The following is a 21,851-nucleotide window of genomic DNA, read 5'->3' as shown; positions in this document are numbered from 1 at the left end:
GTTTTTTTTAATAGTTCAGGAGATGTCCATGTCTCAGCCCTCCGATGACCAACGCCGCCTCTCCCTGCCGCCGGTTGACGAGATCGAAAGCCAGCTAGGCACCCGCCAGTTCGGCTCGGTCGAGCCCGATGAGCGTGACATCGATCCTGAACTTGAGGCAATGGCCTCCCGCTTTGTCAATGAGATCCTCGCCGAGGATGACGAAGCATCAGCGGTTCGCCAGCGCCGTGCGGTCGATGAGATGGGGCTTGAATTGCAGCAGCAGGCCGCTCATCGCAGCGCCATGCTGCAAACGCCGCTGCACCAGTTGGCCCACCAGGGCGACGAAGGCGGGCCGGTCGCCAAGGCACTGACCGATCTGCGCGGGCGCATGGAAGGGCTCGACCCCGCTCGCCACCGCCTGGCGCCGAGCGCCCTGGATCGCGTTTTAGCGATGATTCCCGGCATCGACAACCGTCTGCAGCGCTACTTTCGAAAGTTCGAGAATGCCCAACAGGCGCTGGACGCGATCATCGAGGAGCTGGAAAGCGGTCGCGACATGCTGGACCGCGACAACCTCACCCTGAGCGACGACCAGCAGGCCTTGAATGACATCCTGCGCGAGCTGAACCGTCAGATCGCCTTGGGTCGTTTGATTGATCATCGCCTACAAGATGAAATCGCTGCTCGCGATACCGAGGATCCACGGCGTCAATTTCTTGAGGAAGAGCTACTCTTTCCCCTGCGCCAGCGCATCGTCGACCTCCAGCAGCAGCTAGCGGTGAGCCAGCAGGGCGTGCTGGCATTGGAAGTCATTATCCGCAACAACCGGGAATTGATGCGCGGCGTGGACAGGGCCATCAACGTCACCGTTTCGGCCCTCACCGTCGCGGTCACCGTGGCCATGGCGATGGGCAATCAGCGCCTGGTGCTGGATCGCATCGAAGCCCTCAACACCACCACATCGCAGATGATCGGCGGGACCGCCAAGGCGCTGCGCCAGCAAGGCGTGGACATTCAGAAGCGCGCATCTGGTGCCATGCTCGATATGCAAAGGCTTGAAGAGGCTTTCAACGAGGTAATGGGCGCCATCGATGATCTCTCGAGCTATCGTCAAGAAGCCCTGCCCCGGCTCGATGAGCAGATCGACCGCCTGGCGAGCCTGTCCAAACGCGGCAGTGCGTCCATCGAGCGTCTTAGAGAGGGGAGCGAGTCGTCATCAAAGGAGCGCCATACCCCCGACTGACGCTAGCGCTATGTCGGTGGCCGAGGGGTACTGCGTTCACCATCACACGCCCTCACCCGGTTACGCCCTTCGGCCTTGGCTTGGTAGAGCGCCTTATCGGCACGTTTGACGACCTCGGCGGAAAAGTTGTTGCAAGCGGCCTCAACGACGCCGAAGCTTGCCGTCACCTGCCCCACCACCGGGAAATCCGTATCGGCGATAACTTCGCGCAGCTTTTCAGCGAGCTGCGCGGCTTCGGTGAGCGCTGTTTCCGGGGCCAGCACCATGAACTCCTCACCGCCCCAGCGCGCACAGAGATCGGCTGCCCGCAGGTTTTCCAAGAGAACTTGGGCTAAATGCACCAGCACCTGATCTCCCACGTCATGGCCATGATCATCATTGACGTATTTGAAGTGGTCGATATCCAGCATAATAAGTGACAGCGGCCGCTTATAGCGTTTGGCTCGCTCGATCTCCTTTTCCAAGCGTTGGTCGAAGCTCATGCGGTTAACCAGGCCCGTGAGCGTGTCTGTGTGGGCTATCCGCTTGAGCTCCCGCTCGTTTTGGACGCGTCGTGTGATGTCCTTGCCGATGGAGACGTAGCGGATAATCTGCCCCATGTCGTCCTTGATAGGCGTGATGGTCTGCTCGATATGAAAGAGCCGGCCGCCAATGCCCTGGTCGACAAAGGTATCGCGAAACGTCTCACCGCGGGTCAAGGTATCCCACATGTTGCGGTAAAATTGGGCCGAATGCTGGCCGGACTTCAATAGCCGGGGGTTCTGCCCGAGCACGTCGTCGCGGTCATACCCCGTATAGCGCTCAAACGCCCGGTTGACGTATTCAATGTTGCCGGCGGCATCGGCCATGACCACGATATCGGGCGACATTTCAAGCGCGCTCGACAGCAGTTTCATTTGCTTTTGATCCTCGACCAGGCGCGTCACATCCTGCTGAATCGAGATGAAGTGGGTTAAGGTGCCCTCCTCGTCGTGCATCGGCGAAATACTCCACTCCACCCAATAGGGCGTACCGTCCTTGCGGTAGTTAACCGTGTTAGCTTCAAAATGCTCGCCGTTCGCCAACGCCGCACGCAAGTGGTCAAGCATGTCGCGGTCGGTCTCTGGCCCCTGCAGTAAGCGCGGTGTCGTGCCTAACAGCTCTTCACGGGAATAGCCGCTCATACGTGTCATGGCCGCGTTGACATAGACGATCTCCGGCCCCGGACGGTCGAGTTGGGCCGTGGTAATCAGGACGGCATTGAACGACTGCTCCATCGCGGCTTCTAGCAACCGCAGGTACTGCATTTCTCGCATAAAACTCCCTGTTTCTCTGTCGTTGCCATCTCGTCGACCAGACACCAGAGCCGTTGACAAAAGATAGTAATGCGACAGCGCGGCGCAATGACCCTGTTACAAAAAACCATCTACAAAAAACCGTCGAAAAAGATATCGGGCATACGTTCAAGGGGCGCAGGTCGGGCAAGCAGAAAGCCTTGGACATACGCACAGTTGCGCTCGCCGAGAAAGGTGAGCTGATCACGGGTTTCCACCCCTTCGGCCACCACGTTTAACGTGAGCGCCTTGGCCAGCACAATCACCGCCTCCGTGATCGCGGCATCCTCCGTGCCGTGAGGCAAGTCGCGAATGAAGGCACGATCAAGCTTTAGGGTATTGACCGGAAAGCGCTTGAGATAACTCAGCGATGAGTAGCCGGTGCCAAAATCATCGATAGCCAGCTGTACGCCCAGCTCACGCAACGCGTGCATGGTCTTGATAGCGGCCTCGACATCCTCCATGACCATGCTTTCGGTAATTTCCAGCTCCACTTTCTCAGGTGGGATGGCGCTCTCTTCCAGGGCAACGCGCACGGCCTCAATCAGGCCAGGCTGACGAAATTGACGGGCGGACAGGTTGATCGCGATCCCCGGTACTTGGCCAATACGCCGGCTGAGGGCCATGGCGTCCTGGCAGGATTGGCGAAGCACCCACGCCCCCAATGGCACAATCAGATTGGTCTCCTCGGCCAAGGGGATAAAATCGGCAGGGGACACAATGCTTCCACCCCGGGGCCACCGAATCAGCGCTTCCATGCTGGAAAAGCGGTGAGTTTTGACGTCGAGTTTCGGCTGGTAGTGCAAGGTGAACGCATTTTCTTTCACCGCCCGACGTAGGTCGCTTTCCAGGCGCAAGCGTTCGGCGCTGTTTTTATTCATGCTCTCGGAGAAAAAGCGAAACTCCCCTCCTCCATACGCTTTGGCCCAGGTCAGGGCGGTTTCCGCGACGCGTATAAGGGTGTCGATATTCTCGGCATTATCGGGAAAAATGCTGATACCGATACTCGCCTGCAAAAAGATGTCGTCTATTTTCTCCGCTTCATCTTGAACCGTGAACGGCTGGCTCAATGTCTCCAGCACACGCGATGCCACCACGGTCGCGTTCTCAGGCTGCTTCAGATCGCTAAGGATGATGGCAAAGTCATCACCGCCGACGCGGGACACAATATCAGGGTCGCGTTCACGGCGGCTCTCTTGGCGGGCAACAAGGTCGGTGCGGCGCACCGTTGTCGCCAAGCGCTCTGCCACTTCCACGAGCAATTGGTCTCCGACCGGAAAACCGAAGGTGTCGTTGACCTGCTTAAAGCGATCGAGATTAACCAGCATGAGGCCCACGCGGGTCTTTTGGCGGCGGGAGACCTCAAATTCATGCTGTAGGCGATGACGAAACAGCGAACGGTTGGGCAAGGTGGTGAGCGAATCGTAATACTGTAGGCGCTCGATCTCCTCTTCCGAGGCTTTTTGCTGCGTGAGATCGTAGAACATCGCCACAAAATTACGTGTATTGCCCGCCTCGTCCACCAGCCGGTCGATACTCATCAGTTTGGGAAACACAGCTCCGTCTTCACTGCGATCCCAAATTTCGCCTTCCCAGTGCAAGTCGTGATGCAGCGCATCCCACATTTTGCGGTAGAACTCGGGGCCGTGCCGGCCGGACTTGGAGATCGAGGGTTTTTTGCCGATAACATGCTTGAGCTTAAAGCCCGTCATTTTCTCGTAAGCGGGATTGACGTAGAGGATACGATTATCGGCATCGGTGATCACCACGGCATGGCTAACCCGCTCCATCACCCGGTTAACGAGTTCAAGGTGCTGGATCGTCTGCTGGTGGCTTTTTACCTCCTGCTCCAACTGCGCGGTGCGTTCGCGTACGCGCGCCTCAAGTTCAGCGTTATGGGCGTTGTTGGCTCCCGACGAGGCTTCATCCATGATGGTATCCCGTGATGACGATATGGGTTCTCTCTGCAGGCGTATCCATGGGTGCGCCCTGATTTGGGTACGATACAACGCCCGATGCTAAGGGGGAAACGGCTCCTCTCATCAGACGCCGACATGCCTACCAAGAAGTAGTTTAATCTCCTTAACGTAGAAAATAGGGCGCGATGATAAACCCGCCTAAGCGCGGCCACCACTACGTTCCACGCAGCGCCATCACCATTAACCAAACGCCCCCTCTCCTTTTTGCCTCAGGCGATTGCGCCAATGTGGACAGCATAAGGAAACGAAACACTTACGCTTTTACCCTCGTGACCGAAGCTGCCAACTCTTATACATCCTCTGGACAAAAACTATCTCAACACATTCAAAAAAAACTAATTTATTCTCTTTTTTCAAAAGCTTAGCTTTTTTTTAAAAAAATGTCATTTATTTGACTTAAGTCAAATTAATGACCATTACCATTCGCACCTAAGCTTATTCGCTTATACATTGCCGCAACAAATCTCCTGCTTTCAGTCACATGTTCGTACACAGCATCGGGCCTCTGGTACGCCTTCATTAAGCCTGATGGCATAAAGCTGAAATATCTGAAAGCAGACACCGCACTATTCATTTGATGCTGGAGTGTTAAGCAATGCGTGACAACGGGCCGGTAACACAAAACAACCATCCTCTTTCCGATAACGATGTCCTCATATCCAAGACCGACACCCAAAGTCACATCACTTACGCTAATCAGCGCTTTATCGAGGTCAGCGGGTTTACCTACGAGGAGCTAAAAGGCTCACCCCATAATTTGGTACGCCATCCCGACATGCCGGAGGCCGCTTACAAAGATATGTGGGATACCCTGAAGAAGGGGCGCTATTGGAGTGGGCTGGTCAAGAACCGGCGTAAGGACGGCGACCATTACTGGGTACGCGCCAACGTGGTGCCGTTGCGGGAAGGCGGCAGCGTCCAGGGCTATGCCTCCATCCGCGTCAAACCCGATGAAGAGGACATTCAACTGGCCGAGATCGCTTATCGTGACATACGCGAAGGCGGCAAGCGCTACACCGTCTCCGAGGGAAAAATCTATCGCACCGGGCTACGCAAGCATTGGCAGCGCTTCAAGCCAGAAAGCCTCGCCGCTCGCCTTGGCGCCACTAGCCTTATGACGCTGCTCCTATTGGGCATTACCGGTATCGGCGGCGGCTATATCATCCATCAACAGACACTGGACAAAGACCGCGCCGAGCTACGCCTTGATGCCCACGCCCTGGAAGGCAGCATCAGCCACGGGCAGGCCGCGTTGTTGGCGGGGGTCGACCCACGGGCCGAACTCAGCTCGGAAGCCGCGGCGTCGCGGATACGCGAAACCGCCGAGCTGCTTGAGCAGGAGTGGAGCACCTTTAAGGTTGCCTTGGATAGCCGCCAACCTGAGGCAACCGCCACACTCGATGAGCGCATGCAGCGTTTGTTCAACGGCGCGATGCCCGAGATGGCGAATCACCTACAAGCAGGTCGGACGACCGAGGCCCAAGCCCGCTTCTCGCAATTTATTCAGCAAGACGCCACTCCGCTTCTTGAAGAGCTCGACAGCCTGCAGCAGTCACTGGCCCAGTGGGGGGAGCGCCGCGCGCTGGATGTGGCCTTCGAGCGCCATTTAGGTTGGATATTTGGCCTGATCGCCGTGATCGGTGGCCTGCTAATTTCCCTCATCCTTTGGCGCATTGGCCGCTATGTGCGCGTCTCACTGCGCCAAGCCAACGACTTTACGCTCCAAGTGGCGGCCGGCAACCTGAAGGCTGACCTACCTCGAACGAGCAAAAACGAGGTCGGCCAGACGCTGCGCTCGCTCAACTTCATGCGCAAGTCGCTTAGCTTTTTGATCGGCGAGGTGAATCAACGCGTCGGCGTGGTACGCCCGTCGATCAACGAGCTGCTCAATAATAACCAAGCCATGAGCGGTCGCATTGAGCAGCAGGCCTCGGCCGTTCAGGAAACCGCCGCCAGCGCCGAGGAGATCTCCTCGACGGTGGCCCACAGCGCCGAAAACGCGCAACAGGCGAGCGAGGCCTCCACCGGCAACTCCCGCGAGGTGGAGGAAGCCGGCCGCACCATGCAGGCCCTAGGCCAGTCGATGGACGACATTACCCAGCATGCCAATAACATGGCCAGCATTGTCGGCACCATCGACTCTATCGCTTTTCAAACCAACATCCTGGCGCTCAATGCCTCGGTGGAGGCGGCTCGTGCGGGCCAACATGGCCGTGGCTTTGCCGTGGTCGCTCAGGAAGTGCGCAAGCTCGCCAGTCAGTCAGCGGATGCCGCCCAGCAGGTGCAGACGCTGATTCAACAAACACAGGGCAGTATCAAGGAGGGCGAGAAACGCACCCACGAAGCGGAGGAGGCCATGGCGCGTATCCGCGAGGCAAGCCAGCGCGTCAATGACTTGATGGGCGAAATCAGCGCGGCGACGAAAGAGCAGAATCAAGGGGTCGGTGAAATCAGCCAGGCGATTTCCGAAATCGACCGTGGCACCCAGGAGAGCTCTAGCGCCATGCAGAGCTACAACGCCTCTACCCAGGCCTTGCGCAAGGAGGTGCTCTCCCTGGCGCACAGCGCTCGCGCCTTTCAGTCCGAGGCCGATATACAGGCGCAAAAAGGCAGCCAGGGCCTTCCGGCACCCGACCGGCAACAGCAGGCGTCTCGACCACTACCGGCATCAAAACGGGCGCCCGCGGAAAAGACCGGCCAGCGCCCAGCGTCACACGACACTTCCGCGGATGAGTGGGAGTCGTTCTAAACCGGATACGCGGCGTTTGCCACGGCTGAAAACGGGGCACTTTTCATCATGCAACCACCTGCGTTACCAGAAAATGAGCTTGAGCGCCTCGCGGCGCTCCACGCCAGAGGGCTTCTCGACACCGCCGCCGAGGAGCGCTTTGATCGCCTGACACGCATTGCCCAGCAGGCGTTAGGCGTTTCGACGGTATTGGTTACCCTCGTCGACAGTGAGCGTCAATGGTTCAAGTCACGCCAAGGCCTTGAGGCCAGCGAAACGCCCCGTGATATCTCATTTTGCGGCCACGCGATTCTGGGCCGGACGCTGTTTGAAGTGCCCGATGCCCGGAAGGATGTGCGCTTTCACGATAACCCGTTGGTCACTGGGGCGCCCTTTATTCGCTTCTACGCCGGCATGCCCTTGCAAACGCCAAGCGGTCACGCCCTAGGCACGCTCTGTCTGCTCGACCCGCAACCCCGTCAGCTTGAAGCCAGCGAGCGCCAACTTCTTGCTGACCTCGCAGCCTGTGTGGAGGCGGAAATCAATCAGCAAGCTTTAGAACAAGTGCGCGAGCGGGCCGAGCGAATGAAAAGCGAGTTTGTCTCCATGGTCAGCCATGAGCTGCGCACGCCTTTAACGTCTATCTCTGGTGCCCTTGGGCTGCTCAACAGCGGCATGCTGGGCCGCTTCTCCGCCGACGCCAGCCAGATGTTAGAGATCGCCCACGCCAACAGCAAGCGCTTAACGCTGTTGATTAACGACCTGCTCGACATGGAAAAGCTCTCAGCCGGCAAGATGCGCTTTGACATGCAGCCCGAGCCCCTAGCGCCACTGATCTATCAAGCCGTGGATGCCCTCGCCACCTATAGCCACGAGCGCAAGGTGACAATTGAGATTCTGGAGCCCATTGTCGATGTCACGGTAACGGTAGATGCACAGCGCCTACAGCAGGTGCTGGCCAACTTACTTTCCAATGCGTTGAAGTTCTCCCCTCCTGGCGGCCAGGTGGTGTTAAGCGCTGAGCCAAAAAACACAGGGGTGGAAGTGAGCGTGCGGGATCACGGCCCGGGTGTGCCTGCTGCGTTCCAGAAAAACCTCTTTGAAAAGTTCGCCCAAGCGGAAAGCATCAACACCCGCACGCGCGAAGGCACCGGCCTGGGACTCGCCATCAGCCGTGACATCATTGAGCGCATGGGCGGTGAGATCGGTTTTCACTCGGTTGAAGGGGAAGGGGCACGCTTTTACTTTACCTTGCCCATTACGCCCCGATTTGAGGCGGCGCCGGCACCCGCCAAGACACCCCTAATGCAGACCGACGCCAGTCAAGCAGACGTCTTGCGGGTACTTATTATCGAGGATGATATCGATCTTCCCCAAGTGCTCCAGGCGCAAATGGGCGCCCCTATTCTCCTGGAGCATGCCGCTACCCTGCTCGACGCACGCGCTCGGCTTGAGCGCGCACGCTTTGATGCCGTGCTGCTTGACCTGAGCTTGCCCGACGGTAGCGGATGGTCACTGGTCCCCGAGGTTCGTGCCCGACAACCCGATGCCCGTCTCGTCGTGCTCACCGCGTGGGAGGTCTCGGCCAAAGAAGCCGAACAAGTCGAGGCGGTGCTGCTCAAGACCCGAGCAGGCCCCGAAACACTGCTGGCGGCAATGGGTATCACGCCTGACAGTACCGCCCCCGCACCAGGAGAGACACCCAATGCTTGAGCACATTCTCTGCGTAGAAGACGACCCCGATATTCAGGTGGTGGCCCGGCTGGCGCTTGCAGCCATTGGCGGTCTACAGGTCACGCTCTGCAGCTCCGGTGCCGAGGCGCTGGAGAGAGCGCCGGCTCTGGCCCCGGACATGATTTTGCTGGATGTGATGATGCCCGGCATGGACGGCCCGACGACCCTGGCCGCACTGCGCCAAGACCCCGCGCTACAACATGTGCCCATCGCCTTTATGACCGCCCGCGTGCAGCCTGAGGAGGTGGCGCATTACACCGCTCTGGGCGCTTGCGGCGTGATTGCCAAGCCGTTCGACCCGATGACCCTTGCCGATGAAGTTAAAGCGCTGTGGCATAAGGAGAGGCCATGACAACGCCCGAAGAAGCCGTGGCTGCGCTCAACGCGCTGCGTGCGCAATTTATTCAGCAGCTCCCTGAGCGCTTGGACGCCATGCGCCGCTGCTTGGAGGTGCCCCATGCCCGCAGCGAGACGACGGTATCGGCGTCGCACTCAGAGTCCCTAGGGCTTGATACCCTACACACTCTGGCACACCGTTTAACCGGCACCGCCGGCACCTTTGGCATGCCCACGCTATCGCGCTGCGCGCGCACTTTAGAAAGGCGCGCCAAGGCAGCCCTTGAAGCATCACCGCCACTTACAGACGTCCAGCACCAGGGGCTTAAAGAGGCACTTGATGCCTTGCTCACAGAGGCCCATCAGAGTCTCACACGCACCGAACCGTCGCTGATGATTCCGGCTCCGCCCCCCTCTCCCACCACTCAACCCCTGCTGTTCATACTGGAAGATGACAGCTTACAGCTTGCTCACCTGACGCAGGCGCTCGAAAAACGCCGCTACCGTGTGCAAGGCTTCACTCAAATAGAGGCGTTTCAGCAAGCATTGAGCGATGCCAAGGCAGAGCTTCCGGCGGTGGTCATCATCGACATGGTATTGGATAACGGCACCTTACAGGGAGCTGAGTTGATCCAAAGACTCCGCCTCGGTGGCCAGGAAGGCATCCCCACCGTGGTCATTTCGGTGCGCGATGACCTAGAAGCGCGCCTGGCGGCCCTGCGCGCCGGGGCTTGCCGCTATCTCACCAAACCGGTGGAGATTCCTGGACTCATACAGCTACTGGATAGCTTGAGCGGGCGCCAGCCACCCAAGCCCTATCGCGTCTTGCTGGTGGATGACGACCCTGTGCTGCTGGAGAGCCAAACCTTGGTACTGGAAAGTGCCGGCATGGAGGTTTTTTCCCTGGCCGAGCCGATGGCGCTTCTCAATGCCATGGAGACTTGGCCGCCTGATGTCGTGGTACTGGATGTGCATATGCCCGAGGTAAGCGGCCCTGAACTCGCTGCCGTCCTACGCGAGCGCGACAATTACCTTGAGCTACCGATTCTATTTCTCTCCGCCGAAACCGATCTGCAGCAGCAGCTACACGCCCTCAACCTCGGCGGCGATGATTTCCTGGTCAAGCCGGTGGATCCAGAGCACTTTATCGAAGCGGTGGCCGTGCGTGCGCGCCGCAGTCGCCAGCACGGGGCTATTCGCAAACGCCTAGAGACCTCGCTGTACGAGCGCCAGCGCGAACACCTAACGCTCAACCACCACGCCATCGTCAGTGTCGCTGACAGAGACGGCAATATTATCGAGGTTAATGAGCGCTTCTGTCAGATCAGCGGCTATTCTCGCGAAGAACTCATGGGCCGCAACCACCGTATCGTGAAATCCGGCATGCACTCACCGGCCTTCTACCATGACATGTGGCAGACGATCTGCCACGGCAATGTATGGCAAGGCGAGATTTGCAACCGCTGCAAAGATGGCAAGCATTACTGGGTGGAATCGACTATCACGCCCTTTCTCGATGAGACCGGCAACCCTTACCAGTACGTCTCGATTCGCACCGACATCACGCAGCTAAAGCAAGCCGAGCTAGATCTTAAAGCGCGCGAGCAGGAGCTTACCGCTACGCTAGATGCGACTCAGGATGGCATTCTGGCAGTGGCGCCTGATCGGCGCGTGCGTTTTGCCAATGACCGCTTTCGCCAACTCTGGGATTTGCCCACCTCCCAGGCGCATCAAGGGATGGATGAACGCGAACACCTCAAGGCGGTTGCACATAAAATTGTAAGCAGTGCCCAAAGCGGCGACTTCTTCAATCGCATTGAAGCGCTTTATCAAACCCAGGAGACTTTTCACAACATTGAACCGTTCCGGGATTCCCGGAGGCTCCAAACCTTGAGAGGATGGAGCTATGAGTAAATCAAATCGATATTCCCCTGAAGTCCGCCAGCGGGCGGTACGCATGGTCTTCGACCATGAAGCTGATTATCCCTCCCAGTGGGCCGCTATCGGTGCCATTGCGCCTAAAATCGGCTGTAATCCTGAAACACTGCGCAGCTGGGTCCGCCAGGCGGAGCGTGACGCCGGTCGTCGAGAAGGCACTACGACCTCTGAGCGTGATCGAATTAAGGCGCTAGAACGTGAAAATCGAGAGTTGAAGCAGGCCAACGAGATACTGCGAAAGGCGTCTGCGTATTTTGCCCAGGCGGAGCTCGACCGCCGAAGCAAGTGATGATCAACTTTATCGATGATCATCGAGCGCTATACGGGGTCGAGCCGATCTGCCGTGTCCTGCCGATCGCCCCGTCAACGTACTATGAACACCAAGCTCGCCTACGTGAGCCCGACCGAGCGCCTCCCCGTCACCAACGTGAACGCTGGCTACGGGCCGAAATCCAGCGCGTGTGGGACGAGAACTTTGGCGTCTACGGCATCCGCAAAGTCTGGCGTCAACTGCACCGAGAAGGTATTTCGGCAGCTCGCTGCACTATCGCTCGCCTGATGCGCCAGTTGGGGCTGCGCGGCGTGATACGGGGTAAGCCGATCCGTACGACCGTTTCCGATCCCCACAAAGCCTGTCCGGCGGATTTGGTCAAGCGGCAGTTTCAGCCGGCTCAGCCAAACGCCCTGTGGGTATCCGATTTTACGTACGTGGCGACATGGCAGGGCTTTGTTTATGTTGCCTTCGTCATTGATGCTTTTGCTCGCCGAATCATTGGTTGGCGAGTATCCAGTACACCCCGAACTGATATGGTGTTGGATGCGCTTGAACAGGCACTCCATGAGCGTCCTCAACGGCCTGAAAGTGACCTTGTTCACCATAGCGATAGGGGAGTGCAATATGTGTCGATTCGGTACACAGAGCGCTTGTTAGATGCCGGCATTGAGCCTTCAGTCGGAAGCGTGGGCGATTCGTACGATAACGCAATGGCTGAAACAGTCATCGGCCTTTTTAAGACCGAAGTGATTCGCCGACGCGGACCATGGCGGCATCTAGAAGCGGTTGAGTTTGCTACGTTAGAGTGGGTTGACTGGTTCAATCATCGGCGGATATTGGAGCCGATTGGCAACATGCCACCGGCAGAGAGAGAAGCCCTGTATTATGAGCACCAGGGTCAGGCTAATAAAGCTGCCTGACTCAAACAAACGGGTCTCCGAGAAAGCCGGTACGGTTCACATCCTGGAGTTGAGCAGTGGACGTTTTTTAGAGGTGTACTCGCAACCCGTGATGGACGGGGCCGCGATCGGCCGGGTATGGAGCTTTCACGATATCACCGACAGCCGACGTGCGCAGACGGAGTTAAAAGAGCACAAGGAACGCCTACGCCGAGGCCAGATGTACGCCAATATCGGCACTTGGGAGTGGCATATCCAGAGCGGCAAACTCTATTGGACCGAGCAGATCGCGCCTCTTTTCGGTTACGCTCGATCAGAGGAGATCGCACCCTCTTACGACCTGTTTATCCAGGCGGTTCATCCTGAGGATCGCGAGGGGCTCAACGCGGCGATTCGCGCCACCATCGAAAACGATGCCCCTTATGAGTACGAGCATCGCGTGATATGGCCCGATGGACAGGTACGCTGGCTGCTTGAACGCGGAGCCGTGCTGCGCGATGCGCAGGGAGCGCCTTTGCAAATGATCGGCGTGGTGCAGGATATTGATGCACGCAAACGCGCTGAACTCGCCCTTGTCGAGCGCGAACACGAGCTGCTTGAAGCTCAACGCCTGGCGCATATCGGCAGCTGGCAGCTAAATCTTCTTAACCGTGAGCGCGCGTGGTCTGATGAGGTGTTCCGCATTCTAGGCTATCAACCCGGCGAAGTGACGCCGTGTGACACGGTCCTAAAAGCCCGTATTCATCCCGAGGATCGCGGACGACTCAGCGTTAGTATGCGTCACACGCAAACACAAGGGACTCATGATGTCATCCCGTCTTATTCATGAGGCAGACCTGAAAACGAAAATAGCGGATGGTATTCTCTTGAAAAATCAGTGCGTTCCGCCAAGAACCTGATTCAAGAGGACCATCCGCTATGGGTGAAACTGTATCTCCCTGGATTCCGTCCTGCAACGGGTCCATCCGCGTTGAGCTCGATGGTCAACGCACCACCAGTGACAGCGGCGCTTTGCTGCTGCGTGAAGCCCTCGACAACAGCGGCGTGATCGACGCGCTGGAGGATAATCTGGTCGACCCACGCAACCCACTGCGTATCCGCCATTCGCTGGCCAGCCAGCTGCGGACGCTGGTGCTACAGCGTGCGATGGGCTGGATCGATCTCAGTGATACCGACACACTGCGCCACGACCCGCTCTGGCAACTGGCCTGCAGCGATGCGCGCGGGATGACGCCATTGGCGCAGGACCGGCCGTCCCAAGCCACGCTGTCGCGGCTGCTGACGTGCCTTGGACGTAGCGACAACATCGATGCCGTACACGAAGGTTTGCTGCGGTTGGTGGTCTGGCGTCTGACCTCGCTGGAGAAGGGCAAACGCCCGGATCAACTGACACTGGACATCGATGGCCTGCCGATTGAGGTCCACGGTCACCAGGGCGGCTCGGCCTTTCATGGTCATTACGGTGCCCGCATCTACTCACCGCTAGTCGCGTCGTTGGCAGAGACCGGCGACATGGTGGGCGGTTTGCTGCGGGAGGGCAATGCTGGCCCGGCCGAGAATGCCGACACCTGGGTCCCGCATCTGGTACGGCGACTCAACGAGAGCACCGGCGCCCAGGTGCGAGTGCGCATTGACGCTGGCTTCACAGGCAACGCGACACTGGAGGCCTTGGAAGCGCGTGACATTCAGTACTTGGGCCGGCTCCGCAGCCATACAGGTCTACAGCAGCTAGCCGCGCCCTATCTCAAGCGACCCCGTGGCCGGCCACCCGAACAGCCTCGTGAATGGTGTCATGACCTGGAATACCAAGCCGGCTCCTGGTCGTCACCACGGCGCGTGGTACTGGTGGTGCAGGAACGCCCCGATGATCTGTTGCTGCATGCCTTCTTCCTGGTCACCAATCTCAGCAAGTTCCACTGGCCCCCAGAGAAAGTCCTGGCGCTTTACCGTAAGCGCGGCAGTGCCGAAGCGCACATGGGCGAGGTAAAATCAGCCCTCGACGTGCATCTCTCCTCGACGGATCGTGGCGCCTCCACCGTTCAAGACGTGATGGCTCGTAACGAAGTGAGTCTACTGCTGAGCCTCTACGCCTACCAGGTCCTGCATGGCCTGCGCTGTCTTCTGGTGCGACAAACTCGCCAAGGCTGGAGCCTGAGCCGGATGCGCGAGCAGGTGCTCAAGGTCGCTTCCACCCTCTCGCTACATGCTCGACGTATCACCGTTCACCTCGGTGACGCCGCTGAAAAATGGTGGCCCACCTTGCTCAAGGGGCTGCCGAAGCTGACCGCACTGAGCTAATACGGCGATAAACTCATAACTAACGCAAGAACAAGGCGGCCACAACGGGGGCCGGCGGACATGGCTACCTTGATGGCCGGGATCAATGCCTGAAAGTTATAGACAACGAAGATAAGCGCTACACTTGGGCATTAATCTGTGTGTCAACACGCCATCGATACGGCTGCGAAAAACCGAAGCCGGCAACCCATGGCTCCAAAACGCTCAATCGGCACCCTCATGAATGAGGCGGGGTCATGTACCGCATTCTGCGCCCTGATGGCGAGGTGCGCCACGTCCACGAGCTGGCCAAGGCCGAGATGAATGAGGCTGGCCGGCTGGTTTTTCTCAAAGGGACCATACAAGACATTACTCCTCAGATAGACGCCGAAAAAGCCTTACGCGAAAGCCAGGAGCGCTTCACTTTTGCCGTTGAGGGCGCAGGCGACGGTGTTTGGGACTGGGACATTCCCGGCAACGTCGTTCAGTACTCTCGCCTTTACGCCGAAATGCTCGGCTATCGCCCCGAGGAGTTTTATCGCACCCCAGACGCTTGGGAAAAGGATGTTCACCCAGATGACCTTCCCTTGGCCCAAGAGCGCCTAGACGCCTACCTTCAGGACCGTCGTACAAGCTACGAGGTTGAGCTTCGGATTCGCTGCAAAAACGGTCGCTATAAGTGGGTACTCTGTCGCAGCACCGTGGCCGAACGCGACAGCAGCGGACACCCCACCCGCGTCATTGGTATCCATAGTGATATCGACGAACGTAAGCGGGTGGAAACGGAACTCATCCGAGCTCGTGAAGAGGCCGAGCGCGCTAATCGCGCCAAGTCTGAGTTTCTTTCCAACATGAGCCATGAACTGCGCACCCCGCTCAATGCCATTATCGGCTTTGGCCAACTGCTGGAGTACGAAGAGAGCCTCGACGCGGACCAGCGGGATAGCGTGGCCGAAATTCTCAAGGCGGGCCAGCATCTGCTTACGCTGATCAACGAGATACTGGATCTCGCCAAGGTCGAATCGGGGCACTTGGAGTTTTCACTAGAGCCGGTAGCGGTCGCCGACGTCGTGGAAGAGTGCTTAACACTCGTGCGCGCTCAAGCCGCCAAACGCGGGATCCAACTCTGCACTGAGGATCTCAATGGTGCTGTCGTGCAAGCCGATCGCACCCGGCTCAAGCAGGTATTGCTCAACTTGCTCTCCAATGCCATTAAGTACAATCGCGAGCAGGGCCAGGTTGACGTTGCGCTCGCCTCATCCGCCCCTGAACGCTTACAGATTCGCGTCACCGATACCGGTAAGGGTATTGCGCCAGAAGATCATGCCGCCCTATTTCAGCCCTTCAACCGTCTTGAGGCAGAAGGTAGCGCCATCGAGGGGACCGGCATTGGCCTGAGTATCTCCCGGCGCATCGCCGAACGAATGGGAGGCCGGTTGGAGATGGAGAGCCAGCCTGGTGTGGGGAGCTGTTTCTGGGTCGAGCTTCCCGGCGAGATGCATCAACCAACCTTCGAAGTAGTGACTCCCCCGGCAAGGCCATCCGAGCCCGTCGATGACCTCGAACACTCACCGGTGCTCTATATCGAAGACAACCCAGCCAACCTTAAGGTCGTAGAGAAACTGCTACGCGGCCGAAGACGCATACAGCTGTTTACCGCGAAAGCTCCCGAACAAGGCATTATCCTTGCCCGGGAACAGCGTCCGGCGTTGATTCTTCTCGATATCCACATGCCTGGGCTAAGCGGCTTCGAGGTGCTCGAGATTCTCCGTCAAGACCCAGAGACGCGAGATATTCCCGTCGTGGCCGTGAGCGCCAACGCCATGCCCGACGACATCACGCGGGCAAGGCAAGCGGGCTTTGACCACTACCTGACCAAACCCTTGGACGTGACGGCCTTTCTGGAAACGCTGGACGCCTACCTGAAAGACAGTAATGCCAAACAAAACGGGCAGGCGTAATGCCATGCTCCTTTTATGTACAACAACTATCGTACAACGACTATCGAGAGCACTTGCCTGATCATGCGTGACTTGGACGAGGAATACATCAAGGCCGGCGGCATTCTTGTCGTTGACGACGAGCCCGCCAACCTCAAGCTCATGGACCGGATGCTCCGGGCCCAAGGTTATTTGAACCTGCAGTTGATTGCCGACCCGCGAGAGGTGGTGGCGCGCTACCAAGAGGAAGGGGCGGCACTCATTCTGCTCGATATTAACATGCCGTACTTAGACGGCTTTGCGGTGCTCGAACAGCTTCAGGCGCTCGATGACCCTCTGCTGCCCCCGGTCATCATGCTGACGGCCCAAAGCGATCGTGAGTTTTTGCTACGTGCGCTATCTCTTGGCGCCCGTGATTACATCACCAAACCCTTCGACCGGGCCGAGCTTATGATGCGGGTGCGCAATCAACTTGAAGCGCATCTGGGTAAGCGCCTGCTACACGAACAGAACGCTGTGCTCGAAGAAATGGTGCGCCTGCGTACCGAGGAGGTCAGCCACACCCGCCTGCAGGTGGTGCGCCGACTCGGCCTGGCCGCCGAGTACCGCGACGAGGAGACCGGCGAGCACATCCTACGCATGAGCCAGTGCTGCGCGCTGATCGCCCGAGAGCTGGGCTGGACCGACGCCGAGTGCGAACTGATACTGCTGGCAAGCCCCATGCACGACATCGGCAAGATTGGCATACCTGATCGCATTTTGCTCAAGCCCGGCAAATTCGAGCCCGACGAGTGGGAGATCATGAAAACCCACGTCACCATCGGGGCGCGTATGCTGGAGGGCGATGACTCGGACCTACTGCGTTTAGCGCGGGATATCGCCCTCACCCATCACGAAAAGTGGGACGGCAGCGGCTATCCTCACGGCACCGCCGGCGAGGCGATTCCCCTCTCGGGGCGCATCGCCGCCATCAGCGATGTCTTCGACGCGCTCACCTCGCCTCGTCCCTATAAGCGCGCCTGGTCGGTGGACGAAGCGCTTACCCTCATCGAGGAGAATCGCGGCAAGCACTTCGACCCCGCCGTGGTGGATGCGTTTTTTAAGGTACTACCCGAGGTCCTCAAGGTGCGCGAGCACTACCGCGACCATCACGAACCCACCCCCTCTTGAGAGACACATGCTAACGTCAACCGCTTCACACCTGCATGTCCTGCTGGTGGAGGATGAACCCTCAGAGGCCGAGCTAATACGCTACTATCTCAGCCGCCCCCCGGGCGGACAGACCGAGACAGCTATTAGGCTGAGCCAGGTCGCCACCTTTACCGAGCTAACTCGCTTTCTGGAAAGCGACACGGCGGATGTAATACTGCTGGATATAGGGCTGCCGGACTCGCAAGGGATACCCACCGTGACCAATGCTCGTGCGTTGGCAGCGGATACCCCCATCATCGTGCTGACCGGCAACGACGACCAAGGCATTGCCCTGCAGGCGCTTGCGGCAGGCGCGCAGGAGTATTTGGTCAAAAGTGATGTTGACGCGGCGCGGCTACTCCGGACGCTTCACCAAGTCATCAGCCGCCATCGCCTGGAGATACGCCTTGAAGACGCCAATCAGCGCATGCACACGCTGCTTAACACCGCTGGCGACGCCATCATCACCGCCGATGACACCGGGCGGATTTTAAGCTTCAACCGTGCAGCCGAAGCCATGTTCGGCTACAGGGCCTCGGAGATCATCGGCGAGAACCTGCGCCGGCTGATGCCCGAGCCCTATAGCAGCCAACACGACAGCTACATGCAGCGCTACGAACACACCGGCGAGCGACGCGTTATTGGCATCGGCCGTGAAGTCACGGCGCTGCGTCGCGATGGTAGCACTTTTCCCATTGAGCTTAACGTTGCGGATACCGGCCTGGATCATCCTCGCGAATTTATCGGCACTATCCGTGATATCAGCCAGCGCGTGCATGAGCGCCGCGAACTGGCCGCCGAGGAAGCCAAGTTTCGGGGCCTTTTCGAGCTCTCCCCCGTGGGGATCGCCATGAATGACTACCAAACTGGCGAATTTCTGGAATTCAACGCCGCCGTCAATGAGCCGGCGGGCTACACCCCTGAAGCGTTCCGGCGTCTGAGCTACTGGGACATCACCCCGGTGGAGTACAAGCAAGCCGAGCAGCAGCAACTAGAGATACTAGAAAGTACCGGACGCTACGGCCCTTTCGAGAAGGAGTACCAGCGCCGCGATGGTTCGCGCTATCCCGTGCTGCTAAGCGGCTTCAAGGGCCTCGACGCTGAGGGGCGGCCGGTTATTTGGTCCATTATTCAAGATATTTCGGAGCTTAAAGCTGCCGAGGCTAAGGCCAAGGAGCGTGAAGTCCGCATGGAGCAAGCCCTCGAGGAGGCCGAGCAAGCCAACCGTGCCAAAAGCGAGTTTCTCGCCAACATGAGCCACGAGATTCGCACCCCCATGAATGCCGTGATCGGCCTGAGCCAACTGCTGCAGGAGACGCCGCTGGATGCCAAACAGCGCGACTACCTCGATAAAATTCACGACGCCTCACGGTTACTACTGGGGATCATCAACGATGTACTCGACTACTCCAAGATCGAGGCCGGCAAGCTTGAGCTTGAGCAGATCCCCTTTGATGTCAATAGCCTAACCGAGCAGATGTGGGCCCTTTTTGAGGCCACGGCCCAAAAGCGCGGACTCGCCCTGGAGATAGTGATCGATCCCGAAGTCCCCCGATGGCTGATCGGCGATACGCTACGTCTAAGCCAGGTACTCACCAACCTACTCAGCAACGCCGTGAAGTTCACCGCCGCCGGCAGTGTCACCTTGAACGTAGCACTAACGGAACGCCAAGCCGATAGTGCTCATCTGACCTTCAGCGTGACGGATACCGGCATCGGCATGACCTCAGCCGATATAGCGAAACTGTTTCAAAGCTTCTCCCAGGTCGACACCTCAACCACCCGTCAGTACGGCGGCACCGGCCTCGGGCTCGCGATCAGTCGCCAACTCGTGGAGATGATGGGCGGCCAATTAAACGTGGAATCCACTCCGGGTCAAGGGAGTCACTTTTTCTTCAGTCTCACTTTCTCTCTAGCCGGAGCGTCCACAACAGCCGATTCAGCCAGGCATGCCGCGCCTGAGCGTGCAAAGATGGCGACGCTCCCCGCGCTGGATGGCTACCGCCTTCTTCTTGTGGATGACAACGCCATCAACCTGGAGGTGGCACTACGCCTGCTAGAGAAAACCGGCGCCGAGATTGTGCTAGCAGAAAATGGCGTTGAGGCCCTGGACAAAGCTAAGGAGTCGGCCTTCGATCTGGTGCTGATGGATTTACAAATGCCGGTAATGGATGGTTTTGAGGCCACCGCTCGCCTACGCGAAAGAGGCTTCACGCCACCGGTCATCGCGCTTTCCGCGTCCGTGATGCAGGACGACCGCAGCCGCGCGCGCCAAGCTGGCATTGATGACCATGTGGACAAGCCCATTGACAGCGCAATGCTCTATCGCACGCTGGCGCACTGGCTGGGTACTGAAGCACAAGCGCCGGTCACTCCACCTGCAACGCCGACAACCGGATGCCTGCCCGCAAGCTTAAAAGGCTTTGATGTCGCCAAAGGAGTGCGCTATGTCGATGGCGCGGAAGACTTTTATCTCGCCATGCTAGTGCGCTTTCGTGAACGGCTTGAGCACGAGTTTGCCGCCCTACCCGGCCTGATTCAAGCAGGCGAACGTGACGCCGCCAGACGGCTGGCCCACTCCCTCAAGGGGTTGGCCGGCACCCTTGCCGCCGAAACACTGCATCAGCTTGCAGGTGAGATCGAAACCATCCTCTACGCGGGTGGCAACGTGACCCACGCTCAGCGTCAAGCCCTCGTTGGCGCCCTTAAAGAAGCCAAGCATGCCCTCACCTCCCTAAGCGCGCCCCGCCAGACAGCGCGTGTCACACAAGACCCCGCTGCTATTGCGCAACTGCGCGAGTACCTTGCGGCCAGCGAGTTCGTTGATGAAACCACGCTTCAGGCAGCCCTCGCCTCACTGGAAACCGTCGCCAGCGCTGCTAGTCTTGCCCAGCTGACCACCCTGGTGGAACAGATGGAGAACGAGGCAGCGCTTGAGCAACTCGACGCCCTCATTCAAGCGGCAGAAGGAAAAGTGACATGAGCCTAGAGCAACTCACCCCGACCGTGCTCATCGTGGATGACCAGCCTGATAACATTCAGGTGTTGGCCAAACTGCTCAAGGCAGACTGCCGTATCAAAGTGGCCAACAGTGGCGCAAAAGCCCTAACGCTCGCCAACGGGGAGATGCCACCCGACCTGATCCTGCTTGACGTTCAGATGCCAGACATGGACGGTTACGAGGTCTGTCAGCGCCTCAAGGAAAACCGTCGTACCCACGATATTCCGGTAATCTTTGTGACAGCAAGTAATTCGGTGACTGACGAGGAGAAAGGTTTTCTGCTCGGCGCGGTGGACTATATCACCAAGCCATTTTATCCGGTAATAGTGCGCGCCCGGGTCAATACCCATCTGAGCCTTAAGCGTAAGACCGATCTATTGGAAAAGATCGCCATGCTCGACGGTCTGACCGGCATTCCTAATCGACGTTACTTCGACGAGCAGCTAACCCGAGAGTTCGGTCTCGCTCGACGCCAAGGCTCGCCCCTCTCGGTCATCTTGATGGATGTGGATCATTTTAAGCAGTTCAACGACCATTATGGCCATGGCCCAGGGGATGAGTGCTTGAAGAAGGTCGCACTGGCCTTAACACTTGCCGCGGAGCGCCCCACCGATGTGATCGCGCGTTACGGTGGCGAAGAGTTTGTGGCGCTACTGCCGGGTACCGATGCCGCGGGGGCGTGCCGTGTAGCCGAACGCCTGCGCGAGGCGGTACAAGCGCTTGCCCTGCCTCATGCTCATTCCAGCGCTGCCGAGGTGGTCACACTGAGCCTTGGGGTGGCGGTGCTGCCGGCTAGTACCGACACACCAAGAGACGATCAGGCCTGCATGACAAGCCTGCTCGCCCAGGCCGATGCCGCACTCTATGCGGCCAAGCAGGCGGGGCGCAACTGCTACCGGTTGGCCAGCGAGTCAACGTGATGACGACAGAGCGGGTGCCGTCAGCTCAGCAAACGTGCTGCGCGAAGCTGACCCTAGCGTTATGTCGTGATTGACATCCTCCCCTTCCTCAGCTTG

The 21,851-nt window shown here is 58.5% G+C and carries 14 protein-coding genes and 1 other annotated feature; of the genes, 12 read left to right on the top strand and 2 right to left on the bottom strand.

Going from position 1 to position 21,851, the window contains the following annotated elements:
• Positions 1 to 28: 28 nt before the first annotated feature.
• Positions 29 to 1,225, top strand: a complete 1,197-nt coding sequence (locus BQ9846_RS02485) for a toxic anion resistance protein (protein WP_075879033.1) — start codon at positions 29 to 31, stop codon at positions 1,223 to 1,225.
• An 8-nt stretch (positions 1,226 to 1,233) separates the two neighbouring features.
• Here the strand turns inward: BQ9846_RS02485 and BQ9846_RS02480 are convergent, their stop codons facing one another.
• Complete coding sequence (locus BQ9846_RS02480; protein WP_075879032.1) at positions 1,234 to 2,520, bottom strand: sensor domain-containing diguanylate cyclase; 1,287 nt, start codon at positions 2,518 to 2,520, stop codon at positions 1,234 to 1,236.
• Positions 2,521 to 2,630: 110 nt separating this feature from the next.
• The gene (locus tag BQ9846_RS02475; RefSeq protein WP_075879031.1) at positions 2,631 to 4,469 is read right to left on the bottom strand and encodes a putative bifunctional diguanylate cyclase/phosphodiesterase; all 1,839 of its coding nucleotides are present in this window, start codon (positions 4,467 to 4,469) and stop codon (positions 2,631 to 2,633) included.
• A gap of 643 nt (positions 4,470 to 5,112) precedes the next feature.
• Here BQ9846_RS02475 and BQ9846_RS17140 point away from each other — a divergent pair.
• The 11 genes from BQ9846_RS17140 to BQ9846_RS02415 all read left to right on the top strand — a co-directional run bounded on the left by BQ9846_RS17140 (position 5,113) and on the right by BQ9846_RS02415 (position 21,755).
• The gene (locus tag BQ9846_RS17140; protein ID WP_075879030.1) at positions 5,113 to 7,266 is read left to right on the top strand and encodes a methyl-accepting chemotaxis protein; all 2,154 of its coding nucleotides are present in this window, start codon (positions 5,113 to 5,115) and stop codon (positions 7,264 to 7,266) included.
• Positions 7,267 to 7,314: 48 nt separating this feature from the next.
• Entirely contained in the window at positions 7,315 to 8,958 is a 1,644-nt protein-coding gene (locus BQ9846_RS02465; RefSeq protein WP_075879029.1) for an ATP-binding protein, read from the top strand.
• Positions 8,951 to 9,331, top strand: coding sequence for a response regulator (locus BQ9846_RS02460; protein WP_075879028.1), 381 nt, complete (start codon positions 8,951 to 8,953; stop codon positions 9,329 to 9,331). The genes BQ9846_RS02465 and BQ9846_RS02460 overlap by 8 nt, the downstream gene beginning before the upstream one ends.
• On the top strand, positions 9,328 to 11,229 hold the full coding sequence (locus tag BQ9846_RS02455; RefSeq protein WP_075879027.1) for a response regulator: 1,902 nt from the start codon (positions 9,328 to 9,330) through the stop codon (positions 11,227 to 11,229). The genes BQ9846_RS02460 and BQ9846_RS02455 overlap by 4 nt, the downstream gene beginning before the upstream one ends.
• A protein-coding gene (locus tag BQ9846_RS02445; protein WP_144049355.1) for an IS3 family transposase occupies positions 11,222 to 12,447 on the top strand; the annotation gives its coding sequence in 2 pieces (ribosomal slippage) (positions 11,222 to 11,507 and positions 11,507 to 12,447; 1,227 coding nt in all). The genes BQ9846_RS02455 and BQ9846_RS02445 overlap by 8 nt, the downstream gene beginning before the upstream one ends.
• Positions 11,500 to 11,616 (top strand) — a sequence feature (AL1L pseudoknot). Its footprint overlaps the gene before it by 117 nt.
• Entirely contained in the window at positions 12,413 to 13,255 is an 843-nt protein-coding gene (locus tag BQ9846_RS02440) for a PAS domain-containing protein (protein ID WP_083651446.1), read from the top strand. The genes BQ9846_RS02445 and BQ9846_RS02440 overlap by 35 nt, the downstream gene beginning before the upstream one ends.
• A gap of 89 nt (positions 13,256 to 13,344) precedes the next feature.
• Positions 13,345 to 14,724 (top strand): IS1380 family transposase, encoded by a 1,380-nt coding sequence (locus BQ9846_RS02435; protein WP_075879025.1) that lies wholly within the window; start codon positions 13,345 to 13,347, stop codon positions 14,722 to 14,724.
• 236 nt (positions 14,725 to 14,960) lie between these two features.
• Positions 14,961 to 16,664: a PAS domain-containing hybrid sensor histidine kinase/response regulator gene (locus BQ9846_RS02430; protein ID WP_075879024.1), complete on the top strand. Its 1,704-nt coding sequence runs from the start codon at positions 14,961 to 14,963 to the stop codon at positions 16,662 to 16,664.
• Positions 16,665 to 16,679: 15 nt separating this feature from the next.
• A complete protein-coding gene (locus BQ9846_RS02425) occupies positions 16,680 to 17,813 on the top strand; it encodes an HD-GYP domain-containing protein (protein ID WP_235818887.1) in 1,134 nt (377 codons plus the stop codon).
• Positions 17,814 to 17,820: 7 nt separating this feature from the next.
• Positions 17,821 to 20,817, top strand: a complete 2,997-nt coding sequence (locus BQ9846_RS02420) for a PAS domain S-box protein (RefSeq protein ID WP_075879023.1) — start codon at positions 17,821 to 17,823, stop codon at positions 20,815 to 20,817.
• Entirely contained in the window at positions 20,814 to 21,755 is a 942-nt protein-coding gene (locus BQ9846_RS02415; protein ID WP_075879022.1) for a diguanylate cyclase domain-containing protein, read from the top strand. Before BQ9846_RS02420 ends, BQ9846_RS02415 begins: the two co-directional genes overlap by 4 nt.
• The last annotated feature ends 96 nt before the right edge of the window (positions 21,756 to 21,851 follow it).

It is taken from the genome of Vreelandella massiliensis, from assembly GCF_900155385.1.
Classification (GTDB): domain Bacteria; phylum Pseudomonadota; class Gammaproteobacteria; order Pseudomonadales; family Halomonadaceae; genus Vreelandella; species Vreelandella massiliensis.
Note: the sequence above shows the minus strand (reverse complement) of the source record. Positions and strands in the feature narration are given on the sequence as shown.